This is a genomic window from Solwaraspora sp. WMMD406 (genome assembly GCF_029626025.1).
Lineage (GTDB): Bacteria > Actinomycetota > Actinomycetes > Mycobacteriales > Micromonosporaceae > Micromonospora_E.
In genome coordinates this window covers 1,824,952-1,851,533 of sequence record NZ_JARUBF010000001.1, presented here as the reverse complement: position 1 = coordinate 1,851,533, position 26,582 = coordinate 1,824,952, and the positions used below count along the sequence as shown (strand labels likewise).

Sequence of the window (26,582 nt, the reverse complement as noted above, 5' to 3'; positions counted from 1 at the left end):
CACGCCGTCACAGATGCTTCCGCGTGGTTTACTCGCAAGATGGAGGTCCAAGCAGCTCAGAGGCCGGGGTGATCGTCGTCATGTTGCTCAGTTTCCGTTTCGCGAACCATCGCTCGTTCCGCGACGAGCAACAGCTCAACCTCACGCCGGTCTACGGGTCCGACGCCGGGGACCCGTCGGTCGTCGAGGCGGTGCCGGTCGCGGGGGTGTTCGGGGCGAACGCCTCCGGCAAGTCCAACCTGCTGGACGCGCTGTCGTTTCTGCGGGATCTCGCGGTCGACTCGGATCGTCGGGTCGAGCCCGGCCTCGGGCTGCCCCGGCGTCCATTCCGGTTGGAGCCCGAGTTCGTCACCAGCCCGTCTCGTTACGTGGTCGATTTGCTACTCAACGGAATCCGGCACACCTATGGGTGCACCATCGACAACGAACGGGTGGTGGAGGAGTGGTTGTACCACTACCCGTTGAAGAAGAAGCGCCGGATTTTCGAACGAGACGGTGACCAGTTCGCCTGGGGTGAGCAGTCCGGACGACACGGCGATCTGGAGAAGATCGCCGAGATTACCGCCCCGACGGCGTTGTATCTGTCTACCGCTGCCCGCTTCACCCACCGGACGCCAGCACCGACAGCCACGACGAGCGACCCGCTGCAGCAGGTGTACCTCTGGTTCCGAGGTCTCCGCAGCCGTCGACGCCCCAGTGTCCTGTACTTCGGTGCCATGGCTCATGCCTGGCCGGACGGTACACCGGAGCAGCGCCATCTGGTCGCCCTCCTGCAAGCCGCTGACCTAGGCATTCTCGATGTACGGGTGGAGCAGTACCACCGAGAGGTGCTCGCCATCGCCGATGAGGAAGCGTATGCCCTCGACCGGACGGCATCACGCCAGATCGGAGAGGTCGAGGGTCGGCGACTGAAGTTCACCCATCGGGGCGCGAACGGCGAGACCATACTGGACCTCGCCGACGAATCGACCGGCACCCAACAGCTACTTGATCTTTCGATCGTGGCCATGGACACGCTACGCGACGGCGGGTTGATGACCGTCGACGAGATCGACGCTAGCCTGCATCCGATGTTGACCGCGAAGTTGATCGGGCTGTTCCAGTCCTCGACGACGAATCCTCGCCGAAGCCAACTTCTCTTCACCAGTCACGACGTCACCCTGCTCGGTACGTTCGACTCCGAGGAGGTCCTCCTCCGAGACCAGATCTGGTTCACGGAGAAAAACAACGACGGGGCGTCGGTCCTGTATCCACTTACCGACTTCAGGCCACGTCGTGCCGGCGAGAATCGGCCACGCCGATATCTGAACGGCAACTACGGCGGGGTGCCTGACCTGTCCACCGACCTGTTCGAGCAGGCGCTGGTCGGCCGTGGGGAACTCGATGCCCAAGCGACACACTGACCGAGCTCGTCGGACCCCGGTCGTGCCCGGAACCGGTCGTGAGACCACCCTGCGGCGCCGGGTCGGCTATCGGGAACAAGCCAGGTCCATCCTCATCGCCACCAACGGCGAGTCGACCGAGCGCGACTATCTCACCGCGCTCAAGCAGGAGCCGTGGGTACATGCCGGACGGGTAACCGTTATCGTGCAGCGCGGCTCCCCACTCGACGTGGTGAAGGGTGCCGCGGCACGGCGGAGTCGGGACGACTACGACGAGGCGTGGGCGGTGTGCGATGTCGACGACTACGACACTGGGCCGGCGAGTACCCACGCGGACGCCAGCGACGTCACCCTGCTCTGGTCCACGCCCTGTTTCGAGGTCTGGTTGATCATGCACAAGGCGCCCTGCACCACCTACCTGGCAAACGCGAACCAGGCCAAGGCTCGGCTGAGGGCTGTACTGCCCCGCTGGGACAAGACCCGGCTCGACTTCTCCGACTTCCGGGACGGAGTGCTGAACGCGGCGGCGCGCGCCAAGGCCATGGATCAGCCACCGAAAGCGAACCCGGCGACCGCTCTCTGGCGGCTCGTCGAAGCCCTCCGAGACGACCGTTAGCGACATCGACGCAGGGCTACGCGCGGGCACGACGGACGAAGCGGCGGGGTGGTCAGCTCTCCTCGCGCAGCACGAGGACGCCGTACCGGTCCAGGCGCAGCGGCGCGCCGGCGGCTACCCGTACCCCGGTCAGCAGGTCGACCCCGGCGGCGCTGGCAGGCAACTCGACCGGTTCCTCACCGTGGTTGAGCAGGAACCGCAGCCGGGTCCCGTCCGGGGCCACCCGCACCGCCGACTCCAGATCCGGCACGTGGGCGTACGGGCCGAGCAGCCCGTGCCGGTCCAGAATCCGGCGTACCACCCAGGAAACCCCGGCCTGGTCGAGCCCGGTGGCGACGTACCAGCCCTCACCGGCGCCGAACCGGTGACGGGTGACCGCCGGGGTGCCGGCGTAGAAGTCGGCCTGGTAGCGACCCACCACCTCGGCACCGGCCGGGACGACCAGCTCGAACAGCAGCGTGGCGGCGCAGACGAGCGACCGGGCGCCGTCCGCCGCCAGGGTCACCGGGTTGACCACGTCTGCTCCCCGGGCATCCCACTCGTCGATCCGGATCCCCATCAGCGGTGCCAGCGGGCCCGGCACGTCGGCCAGGAACACCTGGTCGTTCTGGTCAACCCGCCCGGAAAGGTACGTCCCCAGCACGGTGCCACCCCGCTGGGCCACCTCCTCCAGGCGGGCCGCCAGGTCAGCTTTGATCATGTGCAGGGCGGGGGCGACCACCACGTCGTAGCCGGACAGGTCGGCGGTGACCGGCACCGCGTCGACGTCCACCCCGGCGTCCCACAGTGCCCGGTGGTAGGCGAGCACCACCTGCTGGTAGCGGACCAGTCGGGACGGGCCGTCGGAGATCTCCAACGCCCACCAGCTGTCCCAGTCGAACAGGATCGCCACCCGGGCCGGGGTGCGCGCGCCGAGCGTCGCCCCACCGAGCCGGTCCAGCTCCGCGCCCAGCTCGGTGACCTCGCGGAACACCCGGGTGTCGGACCGGCCGGCGTGCCCGATCACCGCCCCGTGGTACTTCTCGCAGGCTCCCCGGCCGGCACGCATCTGGAAGAACAGCACCGCGTCGGCCCCGTGCGCGACCGCCTGCCAGCTCCACAGCCGCATCAGACCAGGTCGTTTCAATGGATTGACGTCCCGGCTCGCGGTGTAGCTGGGAGTCTGCTCCATCAGCCAGAACGGCTGGCCGCCCTTCAGCCCTCGGATCAGGTCGTGGGTGAACGCCATCCGGGCCGCCGACCGGTCGTCCGGCGGATAGTTGTCCCACGAGGCGAAGTCCAGATGCTCGGCCCAGCGGTGGTAGTCGATCGGCCGGTACATGCCCATGAAGTTGGTGGTGACCGGGACGTCGCGGCTGAACTCGCGGATCGCCGCCTTCTCGTCGACGAAGTTGGTCAGCATCGCCTCGGACATGAACCGCAGGTAGTCCAGCGTGATGCCCTGGAAGGCGGTGTGGTCCGGTCCGCGCCAGTGCTCGGTCAACGCCGACGGTGGCTCGATCTGCGCCCACTCGGTGAAGGTGTGCGACCAGAACGTGGTGTACCAGGCCTGGTTGAGCGCATCCAGGCTGCCGTACCGCTGGCGTAGCCAGACCCGGAAGTTGGCGGCGCACAGCCCGCAGTAGCAGGCACCGCCGTACTCGTTGTTGACGTGCCAGGCGACCAGACCTGGGGTCGCCGCGTAGCGTTGCGCGACGCGGCGGGCCAGCTCCGTGGAGAATCGGCGGTACGCCGGGGAGCTGGGGCAGGAGTTGTGACGTTGGCCGAAACGGCGCCGACGGCCCTCGAAGTCGACGCGGGTCACGTCCGGGTGGACACGGGCCAGCCAGGCGGGATGCGCGGCGGTGCCGGTGGCCAGGCAGATCTGCCGTCCCTCGGCGACCGCCCGCTCGACCGCCCGGTCCAAGGTGGAGAAGTCGTAGACGTCCGGTGATGGTTGGGTCTGTGCCCAGACGAACACCCCGAGCGTCACGGTGTCGATCCGGGCCAGCTCGAACAGCCGGTAGTCGTCCTTCCAGACCTCCTCCGGCCACTGTTCGGGGTTGTAGTCCCCGCCGTAGGGGATCTTCGCGACGGCCGGCAGCGTCACTGGGTGAACTCCTTCTCGATTGCCGTGGTCATCGGCCGGCCGGTGCGCAGCAGCAGCAGCGCCAGCACCGATCCGGCCAGCGCCAGGACCGCCTCCGAGGTGTACGCGGTGATCCCGGCCGCCACCACCGCCAGCGCCAGCACACCGAGCGAGGTGCCCGGCGTACGGGTCAGGAAGTACGCGGCGAGCCGGGCCACGTCACGGGCCCGGAACGCGAACAACGAGGTGATCACCAGCGCCGTACCGCCCCACGCCGTGGCCGCGACGGCGACCAGCACCAGCAGCGCCCCCCACCAGGCCGGTACGCCGGCCGCGTCGAACCAGGCCAGGTTGACCGCGACGATCGTCGACGCGACCAGCAGCGGCAGCCAGATCCGCAGGATGCCGCCGAGGTTGGCCCGGTAGCCACGCCAGAAGTCGACCGCCGGGTTGAGGTCGGTGAGGTCGGGGCGGTGCTGTGCGATGGCGTACAGGGCGGCGGACAACGCCGGGCCGAGCGGGATCGCGCAGGCGGCGTAGAGCGGGATGTTGCTGGGGTCGCGGTCCAGCAGGACCGCCGGCACCAGGCCGGGCAGGACGCACGCCAGCAGGAGCAGTTCGACGACGATCAGCCGGTAGACGATCGCGGCGATCCGCGACAGCGGTCCGGTGCCGAACTGCCGCTGGGCGGTGACCGGGTCATTCATGGCGGCCGGTTCCGCCCAGTAGCCGGCGCTCGTCCCACCACGGCGGGGTCTCGTCGATCACCGGGGTGATCTCGACCAGGGTGACCTCGTGTCGGGCCAGGGTCAGGTCGACGTCGGCCCGGCCGTCGACGACCGGCAGCGCGCAGTGGCTACGGGCCGGTTCGGCGGCGGTACGCAGCGCGTCGAGCTGGGCTGGTCGGGGCGAGCGGGGGCGGCCCATTTCGCCCCAGGCCCGCCAGGCGTTGCCGGCTTCGTCGCTGACCGACGAGCGCAGCAGGAACGCCGAGCCGGACGAGGCGCGCACCGGGACCGACAGGGCGACGGTGTGCCGTTGCGGGGACGCGGTGGCGTCGGTGACGTCGACCGGCGCCCAGGCCAGCACGGTGACCCGGCCGGTGTCGTCGTCGCGGGTGACCAGGTGGTCGGTGCCCCGGGTGAGCACCTGACGGCCCATCCGGGCCATGAACGCGTACAGGTGGAAGGTGGGTTTTCTGATCTGTCGGTGGGTGAGCAGGCCGAATCCGCCGTGGAAGATCGCGGCCGGGATGCCGACCTCTTCGAAGACGTCGCTGAACGTCCAGTAGGAGAACGAGTCGACCAGGTCACCGCCGGCCGCGACCACCGGGGCCAGGTACGCGGCGTGGAACGCGGTGTCGTGGATCGGGTTGTCCGGCCGGTAGGAGGAGTTGAACTCGGTGATGTGCACCGGCAGGTCGGCCAGGGCGGTGCCGGCCAGGTGTTTGCGCGGGCTGGCGAACTGCTCCAGCAGGTGGTCGGCGGGCATCAGGGTCTGGTGGGTGCCGAACGGCACGTGCTGGGCCGGCCCGGAGGTGTACGCGTGCCGGCTGACGAAGTCGACCGGAACGTCGCGGTCGGTGACGTACTCGGCGAACGGCACCAGCCACTCGTCGGCGCCGGGCGAGATCGCCGGCCCGCCGACCTGCAGGCTGGCGTCGACCTCCTTGACGGCGTGCGCGGTCACCTCGTACAGCCGGTGGTAGGCGGCCTGGTCGGCGCCTTGCCAGAAGATGTCCAGGTTGGGTTCGTTCCACACTTCGATCGGCCAGGTGCGGACCTGCTCCAGGCCGTACCGGTCGACCAGGTTGCCGATGGTGGCGCGGACCAGATCGGCCCATTCGGTGTCGGAGCGGGGCGGGGTGACGTTGCCGCGCCACCAGAAGACGGTCTGCTCGCCGGAGGCCAGCGCTTCGGGCATGAAGCCGAGTTCGACGAAGGGGGCGATGCCGAGCTCGAGGTAGGCGTCGACGATCTGGTCGGCGTAGGTGAACGAGTGGTGCACGCCGCGCCGGCCGGTGTGTTCGTACGGGCGGTGAATGCCGACGCCGTCGCTGAGCAGCCCGTGTCCCCGGATGTGGCGGAAGCCGATCTCGCGTTGGATCAGCGCCAGGGACTCCTGGTAGTCGCGGCGCAGGGCGAGGTCGAGCCGGCCGGTGCCGACACAGGCGCGCCAGGCGTCCGGCAGTGTGCCGGTGCCTTGCCGCGGTACGACGATCCGGGCCATGCCTGCTCCTCAACGACGGTGCACGGGCGGGAGCCGCGCCGGTCGCGTCCCTGCCACGGACGCGACCGGCACCCCCGGGTGTGGTCAGCCGTGCTCTTCCTTGTACCGCTGGTACGCCCCGTTGACCAGGTCGATGAACTGCTGGGCGTTCTTGCCCTCGACCTCGGCGACGTAGGCGTCCCATTCGGACAGGTCACGTTGGCCGAGGATGAACTGCAGGGTCTGCTGCTGGACGTAGTCCTTCAGCGGGGTCTCCCACAGGGTGGCCTGTTCCCGCTCCTCCTCGGTGAACGGCCTCGGTGGCGACACCGGCAGGGTCTCCTTCTGCCCCATCGCCTCCTGGAACCGCAGTTCCTCCTCGGAGAACGTGGACTGCAGCAGCTCGGTGGTGCCGCCGTAGGCGAACACCCCGTTGCTGAAGCCGAAGTCCTTCTGCAGGTGCTTGCTGCCGTCGGGGTTGAGCCCGATGAAGTCGATGTCGGCGTCGAGGATCCACTTGCCGTCGGCGTCCTTGGTGTGGGTGACACCTTCGACACCCCACTTGGCGAATTCCTGGCCCTCGTCGGAGTACCAGAGCCAGTCGATGAACTGCATCATCGCGACGAAGTTCTCGCTCTCCCGGGCCTCGCTGGAGATCATGATGCCGTTCTCCAGCCGGGAGCCGGCCTTGACCGAGCCGACCGGGCTGTCCGGCCGGGTGATCTTCGCGATGGTGGCGTTCGGGTTGTTCTGCGCCAACGCCGGGCGGTAGTCGTTGACCAGGGTCTGCGCGTTGGTGCTGATCACGAAGGACTTGCCGGTGGCAAGCTTCTGGATCGCGGTGTCGTCGTCCTGGGTCACGCTCTCCGGGTCGAACAGGCCCTCCTCGACCAGCGAGTGCAGGAACTCCACCATCTCCTTGTATTCCGGCATGGTGCCGGTGAAGACGAACTCCTGGGCTTCCCGGTTGAACGAGGCGTTCTGGTAGCCCCAGCCGCCCATGGTGTCGTAGCCGTACGACGGGCCGATGATGTTCTGCAGGGCGCCGAGCGGGGTGGGGATGCTCCACCGGTCCGACATCGGGTAGACGTCCGGGTAGGCGGCCTTCATCGCCCGCAGCATCTCCCGGAACTCGTCCCAGGTGGTCGGCTCTTCCAGGCCGAGTTCGGCGAGGATGTCGGTGCGCACCGCGATGGTGTAGTCGGTCCAGACGTCCTCGTGCAGGCCGGGCAGCAGGTAGTACTTGCCGTCCTGCTGGCGCAGCGAGTCGAGGTCACCCTGCAGGTTCCACTTGGCGACCTTGTCCTGGAAGTGCGGCATCAGGTCGACGTAGTCGCTGACCGGCAGGATCGCGCCGCTGGAGACGTACGCCGACTCCTGGCCCGGGTAGGTCTTGGGAATGATGAACGGCGCGTCGCCAGCGCCGATCAGCAGACCGCGCTTCTGCTCGTAGTCACTCAACGGCACCTCGACCGTTTCGAGAGACACGTTGGTGCGCTCGGTCAGCTCATCCCAGAAGAGCCATTCCTTGTCGATCGGGTAGTTGGGATGGTTGTTGTAGAGCATCGAGAAGTTGAGTGCCTCGGTAGCCGTGAACTGGTCGCCGACGCCGTAGGACTCCATGGCGCCGACCCTGTTGCCGTCCAGGTCCTCGGCGTCGGTCTCCTCGCCGCTGCCGCAGGCGGCGACGCTGAGGGACAGGGCGAGCAGACCGGCGGCGACCGCCGCGTAGCGGTGCCGGGATCGTGTGAACATCGAACTTCCTTTCGGGGCGCGCGGAAGGCATTCGGGTGAATGGGGCGGTCCTGTCCGCAGCGCTATCCCTTGACGGCGCCGAGCATGATGCCGGACACGAAATAGCGCTGAATGAAGGGGTAGATCATGATGATCGGCAGAACGGTGAGGATGATGGTGACGGACTGGATGTTCGCGGCGGCCTGGGCGAGGCTGTCGCTGCTGCTTCCGGTGGAGGTGGCGGTGGTGGCCCCGGCGATCAGGTTGCGCAGGTAGACGGTCACCGGGAACAGTTCGGAGCGGTCCATGTAGAGGAACGCGGTGAACCACGAGTTCCAGAACGAGACCGCGTAGAAGAGCACCATCGTGGCGATGATCGCCTTCGACAGCGGGATCACGATGCGCCAGAGGATGCCGTACGTGTTGAGTCCGTCGACGGCGGCGGCCTCCTCCAACTCGGTCGGCAGGCTTTCGAAGAACGCCTTCATGACCAGCAGGTTGAACACGTTGATCGCGTTGGGCAGCACGATCGCCCAGAGGCTGTTCTTCAGCCCGAGGCTGGTGATCAGCACGTAGTTGGGGATCAGGCCGCCGGAGAAGAACATGGTGAACACGGCGATGCCGACCAGCACACCCCGGCCCTTGAGGTCCTTCTTCGACAGCACGTACGCGTAGCAGGTGGTGAGCACGATCGAGATGAGCGTGGCGACCACGGTGTAGACGATCGTGTTGCGGTAGTTGGTCCAGAACATCGAGTCGGACATCACCAGGCGGTAGGTGTCCAGGTTGAACCCGCGCGGGACGATGTTGACCTGGCCGGACCGGATGTAGCCCTCCTCGCTGAGCGAGCGGGCGACGATGTTGGCGAACGGGTAGAGCGTGACGATCACGATCGCCGTCAGGATGACCCCGTTGACGATCCGGAAGATCCGGTAGCCCCGGGTGTCGTCGGGTCCGCGCGGTCGGCGCGGTCGGCGGCGGGTAGGCGGGAAGAGCTTGCGGGAGGAGTCGACGGTCACCACAGGCTCGTCCCGACCGTACGGCGGGCGATCAGGTTGGCCGACAGCACCAGGGTCAGCCCGATCAACGCCTCGAACAGGCCGATGGCGGCGGCGTAGCTGAAGTTGCTGGAGACCACGCCCATCCGGTAGAGGTACGTCGATATGACGTCGGCGGTCGGATAGGTCAGCGGGTTGTACAGCAGCAGGATCTTCTCGAAGCCGACCGCCATGAAGGTGCCGATGTTCAGGATCAGCAGCGTGATCATCGTCGGTCGGATCCCGGGCAACGTCACGTGCCACGTCTGCCGCCACCGGTTGGCGCCGTCGATCCGGGCCGCCTCGTACAGGTCCTGGTCGATCGTGGTGAGCGCGGCGAGGTAGAGGATCGTCCCCCAGCCGACGGTCTGCCAGACCTCGGAGGAGACGTAGATGGTCCGGAACCAGCCTGGCTCCTGCAGGAACGGGATGGCGTCGCCGCCGAAGGCCCGGATCATCGAGTTGACGGTGCCGTCGATGGAGAGGATCTGCATGACCATCGCCGCGACGATCACGATCGACAGGAAGTGCGGCAGGTAGGACACCGACTGCACGAACCGCTTCATCCGCCGGGCTCGTACCTCGTTGAGCAGCAGCGCCAGCACGATCGGCAACGGGAAGACGACAACCAATGTGAGCGTGCCGAGGATCAACGTGTTGGTGAAGACCTGCCAGAACGTCGGGTCGGCGAGGAACATCCGCACGTAGCGCAGGCCGACCCAGTACTCGCCGAAGACGCTGCCGCCGGGCTGGAACCGCCGGAACGCGATGACGTTGCCGAGCATCGGCAGGTAGCGAAAGATCAGGAAGAACAGCAGCGGGAGCACGACCAGGGAGTAGAGCTGCCAATCGCGGCGCAGCGCCCGTCGCCAACCGCGCGACCGGGGTCGACTCCGGGCACGTCGCGGTAGATCGTCGACGGGCGGCAGCGGCACCGACGCAGACGGTGACGCATCGATCGTGCTGGGTGTGCTCATCCCAGTTGCCACCCCTCACCTGTGGCCCGCCGTTGGGTTCTCCCAGGCAGCGGGCGATCAACCGATGCGACATGAGTTCCGAAAGTTTCGGAAATAGGCGCGTTACCTTGCGGGGAACCTAAACTCCCCGGCATGGTGTGTCAAGAGTCACCGGACGAGACGCTCAACTGCATAGAGTGTCTGCCGGGTCGCTAAGAAGGCGTCCATGGATCGCCCGGATCGCGCCCAGAAGCCGGTCGAACCGAGTCCACCAGCAGGATCATGGCCGGAAGTTTCGGTAACCATTCGTGAGGTATGCATGACAGAGGCACCACCACTCGCTGAGCCGCACCCCCAACCACACCCGCTCGACCCACCGGCCCGACGACCGAGCGACGGCACCCGACAGCCCTCACCGGCCACCATCGCCACCATCGCCGGCGAGGTCGGCGTCTCGATCACCACCGTATCCAAGGTTCTCAATGGTAGGTCGGACGTGGCACCGCAGACCAGAGCCCGGGTCGAGGCCAGCCTCGACCGCCACCAGTACCGCCGCCGGGCCCGCCGGCCGCCGATCCGTCACGACCAGATCGACCTGGTGTTTCACGAACTGGACTCGCTCTGGGCGATGGAGATCATCCGGGCGGTCGAGACGGTGGCCAGCGTAGCCGGCATCGGCCTGCACCTGAGCCAGCTCGGCGGCCGCCACACCCCACCGGACGAGTGGCTCGACGCGACCCTGGCCCGCCGGCCACTCGGAGTGCTCTTCGTGCTCTGCCACCTCAGCGAACGGCAACGGGAACTGCTGGCCCGCCAGCTGATTCCGTACGTGATGATCGACACCGACAGCGCCACCTCGGCCTCGGTGCCGACGGTCGGCTCGAACAACTGGAACGGCGGCCTGATCGCCACCCGCCACCTGCTGCAACTCGGGCACCGACGGATCGCGATCATCTCCGGGCCGCCGGACGTGCTGTGCGCGCAGGCCCGTACCGCCGGATTCCGATCGGCACACGACGAAGCCGGCCTGCCGATCGCCGCCGACCTGGTCCGACAGGGCGACTTCTACGTGGCCGCCGGATACTCGCACGGCATGGCACTGCTGGACCGGCCGGACCGGCCGACGGCGATCTTCGCCGGTTCGGACACCCAGGCGCTGGGGGTGCTGCGCGCCGCCCGGCAACTCGGCCTCGACGTCCCCGGCGACCTGTCGGTGATCGGGTACGACAACGTGCCGGTCGCCGCCTGGACGGTACCCGCCCTGACCACGGTCAACCAGCCGCTACGAGACATGGCCAGCACCGCCGCCCAGATGCTGCTCGACCTGGCGCGCGGCGCCGAGTTGTCGACCAGCCGGATCGACCTGGTCACCGAACTGGTGATCCGGGAGAGCACCGCCCCGCCCCGCTCGATCCCGCCCCGCTCGATCTGACGCTGTACGAGGAGGACCCGTGCCCCTGTTCGACCTGCCGTTGGCGCAGCTGCGCACCTACGCCCCGGCGATCGCCGAGCCACCGGACTTCGACGTGTTCTGGAAGTCCACCCTCGACGACGCGGCGTCGGATCGGGACGTCCTGCTCGCCGTCCGCCCGGAGCCGACCGACCTCCGACTGCTCGACACCTGGCAGGTCACCTTCGCCGGGTTCGGCGGCGACCCGGTCCACGCCTGGTACACCCGGCCCGCCGGGGTCGACACGGCGCTGCCCGCAGTCGTCGAGTACCTCGGCTACGGGCGTGGCCGAGGGCTGCCCCACGAGCGGTTGACCTGGCCCGCCGCCGGCTACGCCCACCTGCTGATGGACTCGCGTGGCCAGGGTGACCAGTACGGCAACGGCGGTGACACCCCGGATCCGCGTCCCAGCGCGGCCGGCGGACCCGGGCCGGTGACCCGGGGCATCGGAGACCCGGCCGGGTACTACTACCGGCGGTTGATCACCGACGCGGTCCGGGCGGTCGCGGCGGTCCGCGCGCTGCCCGGGGTCGATCCGAGCCGGGTGGTCGCCGCCGGCAACAGCCAGGGTGGCGGGCTGGCACTCGCCGTCGCCGGCCTGGTGGGCGACCTGGCCGCGCTGATCAGCACCGCGCCGTTCGGCTGCCACTGGCAGCGGGCGATCGAGATCACCGACAACGAGCCGTACGGCGACGTCGCCCGCTACCTGGCCGTGCACCGCGACGCCGAGGATGCCGTACGGCGTACCTTGTCCTACTTCGACGGCGTGTCGTTCGCCCGGCGGGCGACGGCACCGGCCCATTTCGGGGTCGGGCTGCGTGACACGGTCTGTCCGCCGAGCACCGTCTTCGCCGCGTACAACGGGTACGGGGCCGGTGCCGGCCGCTCCGAGCCGCCGCCGCGGGAGATCTGTGTCTATCCGTTCAACGGCCACGAAGGGGGCGAGGCCGAGCAGGTCCGGCGCCAGTTGCGCTGGCTACGTGCCCTCCTGGGCTGACCAGCGGACCTCGTCGGAAGCGTTGCCGGTCAGCACCCTGGTTCAGCTGCGGTCCGCGCCCTGGTTCAGCTGCCAGACGCCACCGGCGACGAGACCACCACCGATGACGATGATCAGCACTCCGACCGAGCGCACTGGGGTGGAGTGCGCGATCCAGCGGTCGCCGAAGGGTGCCATCCGGGTCGCGGTGATCTCGTCCGGCACGGTCCCGTTCGATACCGCGAAGGTGAGGCGGGTGCGCTGACGCTGCCCGACCGGCTGGTCTCGATGGTCAGGATTGGCGACGATCCAGGGCAGCGTCGCCCGCCGCGCCGCTTCGTCGTTCGCCACCACCTGGTCCGGGCTCTGGCCGTAGCAGTGCCAGACCGAACCGCCCTTGTTCACCCGTCGCTCGTCGCATTTGATACGGGTGAACGTCTCGGTCCGGGCCCCGAACGCGCCGACACCGAAGCCGCCGGTCCCGACGGCCAGTACGCCGATGCCGAGCGCCGCGAACAGGATGCCAGCGATCAGACAGCCGACTGCGCGCCAGTGCCGGTGGTCCATGGTCTGCCGGTGGTCCATGGTCTGCCGGTGGTCCATGGTCGCCGCCTTCCGGTCGCCCCTCGATGGCGAGGTTAGGGCATCGCCGCCAGCCGAGGATGACCACGTTCGGACATGCCGGCAAGTAGGCCCCAATTCAGATCCATCTCGGACTATCCGTCATTAGTCGACTCTGGACATCGATCTCGACCTGAGTTAATCTCCGTTTTGGCAAAGACATGCATCGAAGTCGTGAGTGTTCATAACCGCTTTCCTCTCAGCAGTTCGTGGCCCATGCGAGCCAATCGCGTGGCCCGCTCCTGCCTTCGGTTGACAAACCGCAGCACAGGTAGGTCGGCGTCCGCCGACACCTCGAGAAGGGAACGTAGATGAGTGGATCCCGTTCGTCCTGGTTCAGCCGGGCGGCCCGACATGGGGCGATAGCCACCGCGGCGGCCGCCATGCTGATCTCGGCGACGGCAGCACCCGCCTTCGCCGCCACCGGCGAGATCCTCGGGGCCGACAGCCCCGACGCCATCGCCGGTAGCTACATCGTCGTCTTCTCCGACGACGCGACCGCCAGCAGCCAGGCCCGCACCACGGACCTGGCGGCGCGGTACGGCGCGAAGGTCCGCCACGTCTACTCGCACGCCTTGACCGGTTTCGCCGCGACAATGAGCGAGTCGGCGGCCCGGCGGCTCGCCGCCCGGCCCGACGTGGCCTACGTCGAGCAGGACGGGGTGGTCCGCACCCAGGCCACCCAGATCAACCCACCGTCCTGGGGTCTCGACCGGATCGACCAGCGCAACCTGCCGCTGGACAACAGCTACACCTATCCGACGACGGCGTCCACCGTCCGCGCCTACGTCATCGACACCGGCATCCGTACCACGCACTCCACGTTCGGCGGTCGCGCCAGCTGGGGCACCAACACCACCGGGGACGGCAACAACACCGACTGCAACGGGCACGGCACGCACGTCGCCGGCACCATCGGCGGATCGCAGTACGGCGTCGCCAAGGGTGTGTCGTTGATCGCCGTCAAGGTGCTCAACTGCGCCGGCTCGGGCAGCTTCGCCGGGGTCGCCGCCGGCGTCGACTGGGTCACCGGTCACCACGCCACCGGCGTCCCGGCGGTCGCCAACATGAGCCTCGGCGGAGCCGGCTCGAACGCCACCGTCGAGAACGCCGTCCGCAACTCGATCGCCGACGGCGTCGTCTACGCGATCGCCTCCGGCAACAGCAACTCCGACGCCTGCAACTTCACCCCGGCCCGGGTCGCCGAGGCCATCACCGTCAACGCCAGCACCAGCACCGACGCCCGGGCGTCGTTCTCCAACTGGGGCACCTGCACCGACATCTTCGCCCCCGGTCAGAGCATCACCTCCGCCTGGCACACCAGCGACACCGCGACCAACACGATCAGCGGCACCTCCATGGCCGCTCCGCACGTGGCCGGAGCTGCGGCGCTGATCCTCGCCGCCAGCCCCAACATGTCCCCGGCGCAGGTCGCCACGACGATGTTCGGCAACTCGACCCCGAACAAGATCACCAACCCGGGTACGGGTTCCCCGAACCGGCTGCTCTTCGTCGCCCAGGGCGCCCCGTCCCCGACCGCGGTCCTCTACCGGTTCTGGAACGGCCGCGACCACATCAGCAGCACCACCCCGGTCGCCGGCTACCAGCGGGAACACTCCTCCGGGTCGGTGCGGACCAGCCCGACGGCCGGTACCCACCCGCTCTACCAGTGTCTGGTCGGCAACTGGGACTACATGACGTCGCTCGACGCGAACTGCGAAGGCCAGCGGATCGTCGGCTTGATCGGGTACGCCTACAGCTCGCCGCCGGCCGGGTCGTACTCGACGCTGTACCGGTGCCGGATGAACAGCGGCGACCACTTCGACTCCATCGCCAGCAACTGCGAGGGACAGATCGTCGAAGGCCGGCTGGGATACCTGACCAGGTGACCTGAGGCAGCCGTACGCCCCTGCGTGCGAACGGGACGGCGGCCATCTGGTGGGGACCGAGGTCTCCGCCGGATGGCCGTCGGCGTCTTCCGGCCCACCCCGGCGGAAACCAGGTGTGGCAGCCGACGAGGGTGACTAGGGTCGGCGACCATGACGCCTGCCCGAAACCGGCCGCCGTTCGACGCCGATGAACGGACCCAACTCGCCGGCTGGCTCGACCTGCAGCGCGCGATCGTGCACTTCAAGTGCGACGGGCTGTCGGACGTCGACGCCCACCGCGCGGTGCTGCCGACCTCACCACTGATGACCGTCGCCGGCATCGTGTCGCATCTGCGCTGGGTGGAGCACACCTGGTTCGAGGTGCTGTTCCTGGGTGGGCCGGCGGACGGGCCACAGTTCGACCAGACCCGGGAGGACGCCGACATGATGGTCGACGGCGTGCCGCTGGCGCGGCTGCTCGCCGACTACGGGCGGCAGTGCGCCCGGTCGAACGAGATCATCGCGGCGCATCCACTGGACCAGACCGGTCGCCATCCGGACTACCGGTCGGGGTCGGCGTCGCTGCGCTGGATGGTGATCCACATGGTCGAGGAGACCGGCCGGCACGCAGGCCATCTCGATGTGATCCGGGAACTACTCGACGGCCACAAGGGATACTACTGAATCGCCGGGTGGCAGGCTGTCGTGCGCCGGTGTGGGCGTTGTAGCTGACGTTGCGGAACTGCACCGCGCCGCTGTTGCCACTGCGGTCGGCGTTCCAGGCGTTGGTGACCGTGGCACTGCGCCGAACAGTGGAGTGAGCTCGCCGTCGCGCCGCGTCAGTCGCGTAGGGCATCGTCGACGCTGGTCTCGGGTGGACCGAGCAACGCCGGATCCCGGCCGACCAGCACGTCGTACGCGGCCTTGACCGCCGCGAAGCGCTCCCGGAACGCGCCCCACCGCCAGGCCCGCTCGAACCGGCTCACCGAATCGTCGCCGACCCCGACCGCGTCGACGCCGACCCGCCGGCAGACCGTCACCGCCCGTTCGACATGAAAACTCTGGGTGACCACGATCGCCTGCTCGACGCCGAAGACCTGGCGTGCGCGCAGGCAGGAGTCGTAGGTGTCCAGCCCGGCGTGATCCTGCACTATCTTGTCGGCCGGCACTCCCCGTTCGATCAGCCAGCGGCGCATCGCGCCCGGCTCGTCGTAGTTCCATTCACGATGGTCACCGGAGACCAGCACCGCGCGGACCCGGTCCGTCTCGACCAGCCGGCGGGCGAGTTCGAGCCGGGCGGCGAGGAACTCCGACGGCGTACCGTCCGGTCTGACCTGCGCGCCGAGCACCAGGGCGACCGGCGCCGCCGGCACACTGTCGACGTCGTAGACGTGGTCGGCCGCCGACGCCCGGATCCAGTAACCGCTCCCGGTCACCAGCAGCGCCGACACGATCGCGACGGCCGCGGCCAGGATCAGCTTGCCACGCAGAAGTCGAATGGTCCGCGACCGGTGAGCTCTGGCGTCGTCCATGCCGTAATTATGGTCAGGAGGCTCCACCGCGCCCGGCGCTGGACATCCGACGACACGGGAAAGAGTGTGGCTGCATGGTCATCGACCTGGGCCTGGCCCGCGGCCCGTCACCGGAGCGGGCGGCGCGAGGTTGGCGTCCGGACCGCGCCCGAACACGCCCGGTCGCCCTCCTGGCCACGCTGGTGCTGGTGCTCGGACTGGCCGGTGCCGTACCGCCCAGCGGTCCGTCACTGACCGAGGTCGCGTTCCACCGGGTCAAGGCCCGGGACCTGCTGCTCGCTGGCGATCGGCTGCTGGTCACCTCCGCCGCCGAGCGGGGCGCGGCCACCACCTGGCAGCTCTCGGCGTACGACACCTCGTCGGGTGACCACCTGTGGACGGTGCCGTACGACGCGGCGAGCTGGCGGCTGCGGCAGGTCCGGCGGGCCGGCAAGGTGATCCTGGTCGATCCCCGGTCCGGGCCGGGCACCGGTGCCACGGTGGTACTGGACGCGGACACCGGGCGGGTCCGATGGGTAGCGCCGACCGGGCTGACCGTCACCACGGACGGCGCCACCGCGCTGATCACCGAACCCGCCGAACCCGCCGAGTCGACCGGGTCGACCGAGTCGACCGGGTCGGGGCGGGCGGGGCCGGCGGAACTGATCCTGCGAGCCCGGGACCTGGCCACCGGCGACGAGCTGTGGCGAAGCGAGTTGTCCGCGTCGACCGAGGTGCTGGCCGGCGCACCCGCCGAGGTGGTGCTGGTCGGCACCGACGGACGGGCCCAGGTACGCGACGCGCGGAACGGCCGGGTCGTGCGGGTGGACGACCTGGGCGCGGTATCCGCTCCGATGGCCATGGCCGGCACGCTCGTACTGCGGCAGTGGCGCGCGGACGGGCTCGGGGTCACCGGTTACGACCCGTCGACGCTACGACGCCGGTGGAGCCGCCCGATCTGGTACGGGCCCGGCCGGATCACCCAGTGCGGTGGGCTGATCTGCTTCCCGGCGGGATCGGACATCGAGGCGGTGGATCCCCTCAGCGGTGATCTGGTGTGGCGGATCCGGGCCGATCTGGTGGTCGACTACGACGGTTACCTGGTGGCGTTCACCGTGACCGGCGACGACGGCGGAGCCGCCAGCGCGGAGTCGGCGGCGTTGGCCGATGCCGGGTCCGGCGCGTCGTCCGGAACAGCCTCCGGTTCGGGCCGGATCGTCGATCCGGTGACCGGCCGTACCCTGCTGCCGCTGAGCGCCTGGGACACCGAATTGGAAGGCCGAGGGGACGCGACGTTTGTCGGCTACCGCCAGCCGACCGAACAGAGCCCCACCTGGCTCGCGGTGCTGGCCCCCGCCAGCCGAGCGGATCCAGCTGGTCGGCAGCGTCGCCGCACCGGTCTCCGGGTGCGTCGGTGACGCCACCACCATCGTGTGCCGCAACGGCGCCGAGGCGATCACGATCTGGCGCTACCGGGCCTGACCGCCGGTCGCCCGGGACGGGATCCGTACGGACGGCGATGCGGGGCACTCCGGCCGGAGTGCCCCGCAGATCAGTGGCCTGTTCGCCGCGTTCGGCGGATCAAGCTCGGATCAGGACGCGGCGTCGACCTTGGCCGCCGCTTCGGCGAGGGCGGCGACGTAGTCGTCCAGGCCCCAGGTGACCGAGAGCGCGGTCGGCGGCGAGACCGAGGCGATGAACTCGGCACCGACCAGGGAGGCCACCGCGCCGGACCGCACCTGCGGCATGGTCTGCGCGGCCTGCGAGGACAGGAAGGCGTCCTGCTCGTCCTGGGTGGTGGCGAAGGAGACCAGGACGTCCGAGGTGAGCTTGTCCAGCTGCTCGTAGCTCATCGTGAAGTAGAAGGTCGATTCGTCGGTGGCGAGTTCGTTGACGCTGGCGGCGCCCTCCATCCCGAGGTCGAGGGCGAACTCGACCCGTGGGTCGGCCTCCTTGTAGACGTAGAAGGTGCCGGCGGAGTCCCAGACCATGGCGACCGACTTGCCGGCCAGCTCGGGGTGTTCTTCGGCCTTCTGCGCGATCTGCGCGTCGATGTCGCCGAGCAGCGCCGTCGCCTCGGCGCTCTTGCCGAGCGCGGTGCCGACCGTGGTGACCAGGTCACGCCACGGCGTGGCCCAGGCCTCACCCGGGTATGCCACCGTCGGGGCGATCTGGCTGAGCAGGTCGTACTGCTCCTGGTCGATGCCGGAGTAGACGGCGAGGATCAGGTCCGGTTCGGCGGCGACGATCTCGTCGAACGGCGGCTCCTGGGCGTCCGGCAGCACGGTCGGCAGCTCGGCCCCGGTCTCCTCCAGCTTCTCGGCGATCCAGGGCAGGACGCCGTTGGCGTCGCCGCCGTAGCTCTGGAACGGGATGGCCACCGGCACCACGTCGAGGGCGATGGCCGCGTCGGCGCTGCCCCATCCCCACGCCACCACCTGGGTCGGGGTCTGCGGGATGGTGGTCTCGCCGAAGGCGTGCTCGATGGTGACCGGGAACGCGGCAGAGCCGGCACTGGCACCGGTCGCCGGGTCGTCAGTGGGCTCGTCGCCGGAGCCGCAGGCGGTCACCCCCAGGATCAGGGCGAGTGGGGCGGCAAGCAGTACGCGGGTGAATTTTTTGCTGATCACTGTCTCTCCTAGGCGCGGTCGAGGCGCGGTCGATCCGCGATGGTCGCCACATGCAACCACGCGCAACTTAGGTTTGGCTAGCCTATGTAATCGTGGTTACGCAGTCGTGATGGCGACTGTGGAAAGCGTCGTTGCGGCACGTCGCGTGTGGCTGCCGCCGGACCGAGGCCTCACGCGGTCCGTCCACCGCGTCCGGTCGTCGCCAGCAGCCACAGCAGGTACGGTCCGCCGACCACGGCGGTCACGATGCCGACCGGCGTCTTGACGTTCCCCGGCAGCAGATGTTGGGCGATCAGGTCCGCCCCGGTCACCACGACCATGCCGACCAGCGCCGCCGGCACGAGCGCCGGTCCCCCGGAGCGCATCATCCGGCGGGCGATCGGCATCGCGACGAAGGCCACGAACGCGATCGGACCGGTCACCGCCGTCGCCACCGCCGCGAACGCCACCGCGAGCGCCACCAGGCTGATCCTGCTGCGTTCCAGCCGTACCCCGAGCGCGGTCGCGGTGTCGTCGCCGAACTGCAGCAGGCCCAACGCCGGTCGCAGCGCCACCAGCACCGGCAGCAACACTCCCATGGCCACCGCCAGAACACCGATCTCCGGCCATCGGGCGCTGCCCAGGCTGCCGACCATCCAGGCCAGCGCGGTCTGCGCCTCCCGTACCTCGCCCCGGGTGAGCAGATAGCCGAGCGTCCCGTGCGCCATGAACGCGGCGGCGATGCCGACCAGCACGAACCGGTATCCGGTCAGGCCGTCCCGCCAGGACAGGAGGTAGACGGCGGTGGCGGTGGCCATCGCGCCGACGAACGCGGCGACCGAGACACCCGCGCTGCCCACGCCGAGGGTCATCAGCGCGAATACGGCGGCGACGCTCGCTCCGCCGGTCACGCCGATGATGTCCGGGCTGGCCAGCGGATTGCGGAGCAAGGTCTGGAAGATGCCGCCGGCCAGGCCGAACGCCGCTCCGGCGAGTATCCCGGCGACCAGGCGAGGGAGGCGGAGCTGGACGATGATGAACTCGTCCCGGACGCTGCCCTGCCCGGCGAGGGTGTCGAGCATTCCGGCCGGCGAGATCCGGTAGGCACCCAGGCTCAGGCCGGCAACGGCGAACAGCGCGACGATCGCGGTCAGGACGCCCAGCACCACAGTGGCCCGCAGACGGCGCCGCCACCGCAGCCGCCGCAGGCCGGCCACCTCACCCTTGGCGGACAGCTGGACGCCTCGGGTGCGGTCGCCACCCGACCGGCCCACGTCGGTCCCGCCGCCGATCACCCGTCCTCCAGCTGTCCGGTCGCCGGTCACACGCTGGCCAGTCGGGATCGGCGGACCAACGCGATCAGCACCGGCGCGCCGAGGAACGCGGCGACCAGGCCCGCCTCGACCTCACCGGGCGGGGCGATCAGCCGGCCGACCACGTCGGCGGCGACCAGCCCGGCGGCGCCGAACACCGCGCTGTAGGCGATGATCCACCGGTAGTCCGGCCCGGTGATCCAACGGGCGGCGTGCGGCACCACCAGACCGACGAAGACGATCGGTCCGGCCAGGGCGGTCGCCGACCCGCAGAGCAGCACGATCGCGGCGAGGATCGTCGCGCGGTCGCGGACCACGTGCTGGCCTAGTCCGTGCGCGACGTCGTCGCCGAGGCTGAGCGCGTTGAGCACCCGACCGGAGACGAACGCCACGACGGTGCCGAGGACGACGAACAGCAGCACCGTACGGGCGGTGGACAGGTCCCGCCCGACCAGGGAACCGACCTGCCAGAAGCGGTAGCGCTCCAGCGTCTGCAGGTTGGTCAGCAGCACGAGCGTGATCAACGAGGTGAGCACCGCGGTCAGTGCCGAGCCGGCGATGGCCAGCTTGACCGGGGTGGCACCGCCCCAGCCCATCGACCCGACGCCGTACACGAGCAGCGCGGCGAGCGCCGCGCCGCCGAAGGCGAACCAGATGTAGCCGGCGGTGGTGCCGATGCCGAGCCAGGTGATCGCGACGACAACCGCCAGGGAGGCGCCGGCGTTGATGCCGAGCAGCCCGGGATCGGCGATCGGGTTGCGGGTGAGGCCTTGCATCAGCGCTCCGGAGAGCCCGAGAGCGAGCCCGGCCAACAGACCGATGACGGTCCGGGGCAGCCGCAGGTCCCAGACGACGACATGGTCGTTGACGGCGGGGTCGCGGTCGAGGAGCGCTTCGACGACCACGGGCAGGGCGATGTCGCGCGATCCGAGGGCCAGACTGGCGAAGACCGTCAGCGCCAGCAGCAGTACGGCGACCAGCAGCCCACCGAGCTTTCGACTGAGCGCAAAATCCCGAACGCCGTCAGTAGTCGTTTCGTCGCTATGCCCCCTTCGTCCAGGACGAAGTGAGGTAAGCATCGCCTAAGTATGCAGGGCAAGCTCCACCGACTCATCGGCGGGCAGGTCCACCTCCTGGTGCCCGTACGGACTGACGAGACTGATCCGTTGGGCGACCGCCGCCCGCAGCCGGACCCGAGCCCGGGTCGGCGACCAGGCCAACTCCTCCACGGTGATCCGACCCAGACAGGTGACCCCCCGCAGGATTCCGCCGGGCAGTTCGGCCGGCCAGGCCGGTAGCAGGCGCAGGGAACCCGGCTTCGCGTCGACCAGCATCTCGATCAGGATCGCCGGCAGGGTGTGGGCGGCGTCGGCGTTGTAGGTCTCCAGGCCTGGATTGTGCGAGCTCATCAACGAGCGGAAGAACATGTCCGCGCAGATGATCTTGCGGAGGTTGGCGGCCACCAGGTCGGCGTCGCGCAGCCGGGCGGCGACCAGCGCCCGGTGCAGGCTCCCGTGCGCCGACGAGTTCTCGTCACCCCGTACCCGCAGCGCCTGCCGGGCCGCACGGGCCAGGTCCGGCGTGTCGTCCGGGGTGATCTCCCGCAGCGGCCAGACCGGGTAGAGGTGGCTGACGTGCCGATGGTCGTCGTCGGCCCGATAGCCCGGCCAGGCCCACTCCGCCAACGCGCCGCGCTCGTCGACCAGATAGTCCGGCAGCCTGTCCAGCAGCGGCTCCCACCGGCGCGAACCGACGACCTGGGCGGCGGTCCGCAGGGCGTGCCGAGCGGCGGCGATGTCCATGGTGGCGTTCACCGCCAGGTAGACCGGTCGACCGTCGTCGTCCAACGGCCCGGTCTCGCCGGAGAACGAGGGAACGACGACGAACCGCCCGTCGTCGCCGACCCGGCTGAGGAAGTCCTCGAAGAACTCCGCCGCCTCGACCAGCCAGCCGGCCACCTCGCCGAGCGGTTCCCCGGTCACCAGATGGTGTTCCCAGAGCGGGTGGAGCAGCCAGTCCGCGCCGGGCAGCCAGGCCGGCCAGGGCCACTCGTCGCAGAAGTGGAACAGGTGGCCGTGCTCACCGTCGGTGCGGCCGGGGGCGAGCAGGCCACGCCCGCCGTAGACGGCCCGCGCGTTGCGCCGCCAGTCGTCGATCTGGCCGGCGATCAACCGGCGGTACGCCGCCGTCACCTCCGGCAACGCGCCGATGTTCGCCCCGGCCATCTGCAGGTTGACGTTGGCGTCCGTGGTGAAGTCACCGGCCCAGGCAGCGTCCCAGGAGGCCAGCCACAACCCGGTCAGCCGGGGCGGCAGCACCCCACTGGAGCTGATCAACAGATAGCGGCCGGCGTGGAACAGCCGTTCCAGCAGCGCCGACTCCAGCCGGGTGTCGTCGGCCCGTTGGGCGGCCAGCAGCTCACCCACCGGCCGCCGCCGATCGGCGTCGTCGACCCCCAGGTCGAGGCTGACCCGGCGGTACATCGCGGCGTGCCGGGTGGTGTGCCGGTCCAGCAGCTCGGCGTAGCGTTCCGACGGCTCGGCCTCGCCGCTCGTGGCGAGCGCGACCACCCGGGCGCGCAGCGCCTCGGTCCCCCAGCCCGGGGTGCGATAGCGGTCCAGCACGGTGAGCAGCAGGGCCTCGCCGGCCAGCACGATCCGGTCGCCGTCGAGCTCGCTGTCGCCCACCACCAGGGTCAGCCCTTCGAAGCCGTACGCGCCGAGGCCCGGCGGGTAGGTGCCGCGTACCCGCAGGAAGGTGTGGCCGGCATGCCGGTAGGCCGAGGTCTGGTAGCCGACGTCGGCTGGCCGGCCCGGCAGGTCGCCGGTGGCCCCCAGGCGACACGGTCCGGCGTCGAGGCGGACCACGGCGACCGCGTCGGCCCGGGACGCGAAGGCACGCCGCCGGGTGGCGCCGGCCCAGGCGACGGTCACCTCGCCGGTGGTGAAATCGGTGGTACGCGAGTAGCCGGCGGGCAGCCGGCCGCCCGACCCGGACGAGACGGCGGCGGCGTCGATGGCGTCGGCGTCGGCGTCGATGGCGTCGGCGTCGGCGTCGGCGTCGGCGTCGATGGTGAGCGCGTAGCCGGGGTGGAACGACTGGGTCCACAGTAGTTGCCGACCGCCGCCGAGCAGCCGGCCCGCTTCGGCCCGCCGGCCCGCCAGGATCAGGTCACGGACCTCGTCAATCACGCCGGCCAGCTCCGGTGGCCGCAGGTCGCGGGTGCCGTTGGGCAGCACGAACCGATGGTGGTTGACCACGATTCGCTCGGCGTACGGGTCGCCGTACACCATCAGCCCGTACTCTCCGTTGCCGGTGAGGAACGCGTCCTCCCAGCGGGCTGCGGGCGCGGTGTCGTCGATCCGGTGCATCGTATCGACCTTAGTCGACGTCGCGGGGACGCGCGTCACCCGTGGCGGCTGCCGGCCAGATCCGGGTCCGTTCGGTCCGGCGGACTGGCCGGTACCGGGTCCGAGACGCCTGTCATGGCCAGGTCCCGCTCCCGCAGCTCGGTACGGGCCAGCGCCGGTAGCCCGTGCCGGCGACGCGCCGCCATCCAGCCCAGCGAACCGCCGACGACCGCCACGACCAGGATGACCAGCAGTGCGACGTCCGGCACACCGAGCAGCTTCAGCGCGCTGGCCAGCAGCACCAGGGTCAAGGCCCGGCGGACCAGGCCACCGGGTGCGCGCGACGAGAACTGGGCGCCGATCCAGGCCCCGGGTACGGCCCCGAGCAGCAACGACGTGGTCAGGTCGAGCCGGAAGTCGCCGAAGAGCAGGTGCCCGATCGCCGCCGCGACGACCAACGGCACCGCTTGCACCAGATCCGTGCCGACCAGGAACGATGGCCGCAGCAGCGGATAGATCATCAGCAGCGCGATGATGATCAGCGACCCCGATCCGACGCTGGTCATCCCGACGATCAGGCCGCCGAGCGCGCCGATGATCACGGTCGGTACCGGCCGGGCCCGCAGTGGCGCCTCGGCCGATGCCGCCGCATTCCCCGCCGGGCCGGCGGCACCGGCGCCGCCGGTCGCGGTGGCGCGGCGCGTGGCGGCGTGCTGCACCATCCGCGTGTAGGTGCGGAACACCAGGCCGACGGCGGCCAGCACAAGGGCGACGCCCAACGCCACCTTGATGCCGTGCTGCAGCCGCTCGCCGTCGCCCAGTGCCCGCAGCAGCAGTACGCCAGCGAACGCGGACGGCACGCTGCCCAGACAGAGCCAGCCGACCAGGGACCAGTGCACCGTACGACGGCGGATGTGCACCAGCCCGCCGACCGGCTTCATGATCGCGCTGACCACGAGGTCGCTGGAGACCGCCGCGAGCGGCGGGATGCCGAAGAAGATCACCAGCATCGGAGTCATCAGTGCGCCGCCGCCCATGCCGGTCAGTCCGACGATGATCCCGATGCCGCAACCGGCCAACACCAACACCCAGTCCACCCCACCGAGACTGCCGGACCGACCCGGCATTGTCTAGCTTGTCGATCGGGATTATCGAGGCGATAGGTGAACCGGATGGGGACAGCTTCCGGTCAGTCCTGGCCGGCTCCGGTCAACCGGCCCGGCGGCCGGGCTCAACCGGCCGCCGGCAGCCCGTTGTCGGCCACCACCTGTCGATACCAGTGGGCGCTGTCCTTCCAGGTCCGGCGCATTGTCTGTCGGTCGACACGCACGATGCCGAAGGTCTTGCCGTACCCGTGCGCCCATTCGAAGTTGTCCAGCAACGACCAGACGAAGTAACCCCGTACGTCCGCACCGCCGTCGATCGCCTCGGCCACCGCGCTCAGGTGCCGGTGCAGATAGTCGACCCGCCGGAGATCGCGAACTCGTCCGTCGCCGTCGAGCACGTCGTCGAACGCCGCCCCGTTCTCGGTGATCATCATCGGCAGGCCGGGGTGGTCGCGGTGCAGCCGCATCAGCAGCTCGGTCAGCCCGGTCTCGTCGATGTTCCAGCCCATCTGGGTGTACGGGCCCGGCTGGGTGACGAACTCGACGTCGGTGACCCCGATCCACGGCGAAGCCGCCCCGTCGGCGTGCCCGTCGGCGGTCGACCGGGGCGACACCCCGTCCCACTGTCGGACCAGCACCGGGTTGTAGTAGTTCACCCCGAGCAGGTCCAGCGGCGCGTGCGCGGCGGCCTCGTCGCCGTCACGGACGAACGCCCAGTCGGTCACCGACGCGGTGTCGTCGATCAGGTCACGCGGGTACGACCCGTCCAGCATCGGCCCGAGGAACGCCCGGTTGGCCAGAGCGTCGATCCGGCGTACCGCGTCGGCGTCGGCGGGCGACTCGCCCCGCACATGATGCAGGTTGAGGGTGACGCTGACCTGGGCGGCCGGGTCGATGGTGGCCCGCAGTGCCCGTACCGCCAGGCCGTGACCGAGATTGAGGTGATGCACGGCGGCCAGCGCGGCGGCCGGCTCGGTGCGGGCCGGGGCATGCACTCCGGAGCCGTAACCCAGGTAGGCCGAACACCACGGCTCGTTCAGGGTGATCCAGGTGTGCACCCGGTCACCGAGCAGCTCACCCAGCTGGCCGGCGTACTCGGCGAACCGCTCGGCGGTGTCCCGGTGCGGCCAGCCTCCGGCATCCTCCAACTCCTGCGGCAGATCCCAGTGGTAGAGGGTGGCCACCGGCGCGATGCCGCGCGCCCGTAGCCCGTCGACCAGCGCCGAGTAGAAGTCCATGCCTTTCTGGTTGAGCTCCTTGCCGCCGTGCGGCAGCACCCGCGACCAGGAGATCGAGAACCGGTAGGCGCCGACGCCGAGTTCGGCGAGGATGTCCAGGTCCTCCGCCAGCCGGTGGTAGTGGTCACAGGCCACGTCGCCGGTGTCGCCGTTGGTGACCAGGCCCGGGGTGTGCGCGAAGGTGTCCCAGATCGACGGCGTCCGGCCGTCGGTGGCGGCGGCCCCCTCGACCTGGTAGGCGGCGGTCGCCGTACCCCAGAGGAAGTTGCCCGGAAAGGACCGGCCGGTCGATGACGATTCGGACATGTGATGGGTCTCCTTATGTGCTGAGCACGATCTCGATCTGATCGGTGGTCGGGTCGGCGGTGACCCGAATCCACGCCTCGGTGACGTCGAGCGGGCCGCCGGTGACGTCCACCGCCCGCGACACCCCGACGATCAACAGACTCCAGGATGCCGCCTGACCACCGGTACGCCGGGCCCGTACCCGCCCGCCATCCCGAGTGACCTCGAACACGGCACCGTCGGCACCGGTCACC

22 protein-coding genes are annotated in these 26,582 nt (G+C 69.7%); 7 read left to right on the top strand and 15 right to left on the bottom strand.

Annotated elements, in window-relative coordinates:
• The first annotated feature begins 80 nt into the window (after nt 1-80).
• Both O7632_RS08505 and O7632_RS08500 read left to right on the top strand, forming a co-directional pair.
• On the top strand, nt 81-1,403 hold the full coding sequence (locus O7632_RS08505) for an ATP-binding protein (protein ID WP_278112886.1): 1,323 nt from the start codon (nt 81-83) through the stop codon (nt 1,401-1,403).
• A gap of 22 nt (nt 1,404-1,425) precedes the next feature.
• The gene (locus O7632_RS08500) at nt 1,426-1,998 is read left to right on the top strand and encodes an RloB family protein (RefSeq protein ID WP_278112884.1); all 573 of its coding nucleotides are present in this window, start codon (nt 1,426-1,428) and stop codon (nt 1,996-1,998) included.
• A gap of 52 nt (nt 1,999-2,050) precedes the next feature.
• On the opposite strand, the gene O7632_RS08495 is transcribed toward O7632_RS08500, so the two are convergent.
• The 6 genes from O7632_RS08495 to O7632_RS08470 form a co-directional block, all read right to left on the bottom strand.
• A complete protein-coding gene (locus O7632_RS08495) occupies nt 2,051-4,087 on the bottom strand; it encodes a beta-galactosidase (protein ID WP_278112882.1) in 2,037 nt (678 codons plus the stop codon).
• Nucleotides 4,084-4,773, bottom strand: a complete 690-nt coding sequence (locus O7632_RS08490; RefSeq protein ID WP_278112880.1) for a YesL family protein — start codon at nt 4,771-4,773, stop codon at nt 4,084-4,086. Before O7632_RS08490 ends, O7632_RS08495 begins: the two co-directional genes overlap by 4 nt.
• Nucleotides 4,766-6,295 (bottom strand): xylan 1,4-beta-xylosidase, encoded by a 1,530-nt coding sequence (locus O7632_RS08485; protein ID WP_278112878.1) that lies wholly within the window; start codon nt 6,293-6,295, stop codon nt 4,766-4,768. The genes O7632_RS08490 and O7632_RS08485 overlap by 8 nt, the downstream gene beginning before the upstream one ends.
• 84 nt (nt 6,296-6,379) lie before the next feature.
• The gene (locus tag O7632_RS08480; protein WP_278112876.1) at nt 6,380-8,029 is read right to left on the bottom strand and encodes an extracellular solute-binding protein; all 1,650 of its coding nucleotides are present in this window, start codon (nt 8,027-8,029) and stop codon (nt 6,380-6,382) included.
• 62 nt (nt 8,030-8,091) lie between these two features.
• Nucleotides 8,092-9,027 carry a carbohydrate ABC transporter permease gene (locus O7632_RS08475; protein WP_278112875.1) on the bottom strand — a complete coding sequence of 312 codons (936 nt, stop codon included), beginning with the start codon at nt 9,025-9,027 and terminating at the stop codon, nt 8,092-8,094.
• On the bottom strand, nt 9,024-9,980 hold the full coding sequence (locus O7632_RS08470) for an ABC transporter permease subunit (RefSeq protein ID WP_278112874.1): 957 nt from the start codon (nt 9,978-9,980) through the stop codon (nt 9,024-9,026). Before O7632_RS08470 ends, O7632_RS08475 begins: the two co-directional genes overlap by 4 nt.
• Before the next feature lie 340 nt (nt 9,981-10,320).
• Here O7632_RS08470 and O7632_RS08465 point away from each other — a divergent pair, with 340 nt between their 5' ends.
• Together O7632_RS08465 and O7632_RS08460 are read left to right on the top strand one after the other, a co-directional pair.
• Entirely contained in the window at nt 10,321-11,433 is a 1,113-nt protein-coding gene (locus tag O7632_RS08465; protein WP_278112873.1) for a LacI family DNA-binding transcriptional regulator, read from the top strand.
• Between the two features lie 19 nt (nt 11,434-11,452).
• On the top strand, nt 11,453-12,448 hold the full coding sequence (locus tag O7632_RS08460; protein ID WP_278112871.1) for an acetylxylan esterase: 996 nt from the start codon (nt 11,453-11,455) through the stop codon (nt 12,446-12,448).
• 42 nt (nt 12,449-12,490) lie between these two features.
• On the opposite strand, the gene O7632_RS08455 is transcribed toward O7632_RS08460, so the two are convergent.
• Entirely contained in the window at nt 12,491-13,030 is a 540-nt protein-coding gene (locus O7632_RS08455; RefSeq protein ID WP_278112869.1) for a hypothetical protein, read from the bottom strand.
• Nucleotides 13,031-13,359: 329 nt separating this feature from the next.
• On the opposite strand from O7632_RS08455, the gene O7632_RS08450 reads away from it, so the two are divergent.
• Together O7632_RS08450 and O7632_RS08445 are read left to right on the top strand one after the other, a co-directional pair.
• Entirely contained in the window at nt 13,360-14,937 is a 1,578-nt protein-coding gene (locus O7632_RS08450) for a S8 family peptidase (RefSeq protein WP_278112867.1), read from the top strand.
• A gap of 150 nt (nt 14,938-15,087) precedes the next feature.
• Nucleotides 15,088-15,600 (top strand): DinB family protein, encoded by a 513-nt coding sequence (locus O7632_RS08445; protein WP_278112865.1) that lies wholly within the window; start codon nt 15,088-15,090, stop codon nt 15,598-15,600.
• A 155-nt stretch (nt 15,601-15,755) separates the two neighbouring features.
• On the opposite strand, the gene O7632_RS08440 is transcribed toward O7632_RS08445, so the two are convergent.
• Nucleotides 15,756-16,448: an ElyC/SanA/YdcF family protein gene (locus O7632_RS08440; protein ID WP_278112863.1), complete on the bottom strand. Its 693-nt coding sequence runs from the start codon at nt 16,446-16,448 to the stop codon at nt 15,756-15,758.
• 74 nt (nt 16,449-16,522) lie between these two features.
• Here O7632_RS08440 and O7632_RS08435 point away from each other — a divergent pair, with 74 nt between their 5' ends.
• A complete protein-coding gene (locus tag O7632_RS08435; RefSeq protein ID WP_278112861.1) occupies nt 16,523-17,845 on the top strand; it encodes a PQQ-binding-like beta-propeller repeat protein in 1,323 nt (440 codons plus the stop codon).
• A gap of 174 nt (nt 17,846-18,019) precedes the next feature.
• On the opposite strand, the gene O7632_RS08430 is transcribed toward O7632_RS08435, so the two are convergent.
• The 7 genes from O7632_RS08430 to O7632_RS08400 all read right to left on the bottom strand — a co-directional run bounded on the left by O7632_RS08430 (nt 18,020) and on the right by O7632_RS08400 (nt 26,581).
• Entirely contained in the window at nt 18,020-19,057 is a 1,038-nt protein-coding gene (locus O7632_RS08430; RefSeq protein ID WP_278112859.1) for an iron-siderophore ABC transporter substrate-binding protein, read from the bottom strand.
• A 170-nt stretch (nt 19,058-19,227) separates the two neighbouring features.
• The gene (locus tag O7632_RS08425) at nt 19,228-20,331 is read right to left on the bottom strand and encodes an iron chelate uptake ABC transporter family permease subunit (RefSeq protein ID WP_278112857.1); all 1,104 of its coding nucleotides are present in this window, start codon (nt 20,329-20,331) and stop codon (nt 19,228-19,230) included.
• A 26-nt stretch (nt 20,332-20,357) separates the two neighbouring features.
• Complete coding sequence (locus O7632_RS08420; RefSeq protein WP_278112855.1) at nt 20,358-21,428, bottom strand: iron chelate uptake ABC transporter family permease subunit; 1,071 nt, start codon at nt 21,426-21,428, stop codon at nt 20,358-20,360.
• Between the two features lie 3 nt (nt 21,429-21,431).
• Complete coding sequence (locus O7632_RS08415) at nt 21,432-23,720, bottom strand: glycoside hydrolase N-terminal domain-containing protein (RefSeq protein WP_278112853.1); 2,289 nt, start codon at nt 23,718-23,720, stop codon at nt 21,432-21,434.
• 35 nt (nt 23,721-23,755) lie between these two features.
• On the bottom strand, nt 23,756-24,826 hold the full coding sequence (locus O7632_RS08410; protein ID WP_278112851.1) for a sulfite exporter TauE/SafE family protein: 1,071 nt from the start codon (nt 24,824-24,826) through the stop codon (nt 23,756-23,758).
• Nucleotides 24,827-24,930: 104 nt separating this feature from the next.
• Nucleotides 24,931-26,349 (bottom strand): GH1 family beta-glucosidase, encoded by a 1,419-nt coding sequence (locus O7632_RS08405; RefSeq protein WP_278112849.1) that lies wholly within the window; start codon nt 26,347-26,349, stop codon nt 24,931-24,933.
• A gap of 13 nt (nt 26,350-26,362) precedes the next feature.
• Nucleotides 26,363-26,581, bottom strand: coding sequence for a hypothetical protein (locus O7632_RS08400; RefSeq protein ID WP_278112846.1), 219 nt, complete (start codon nt 26,579-26,581; stop codon nt 26,363-26,365).
• Nucleotide 26,582 lies beyond the last annotated feature (1 nt).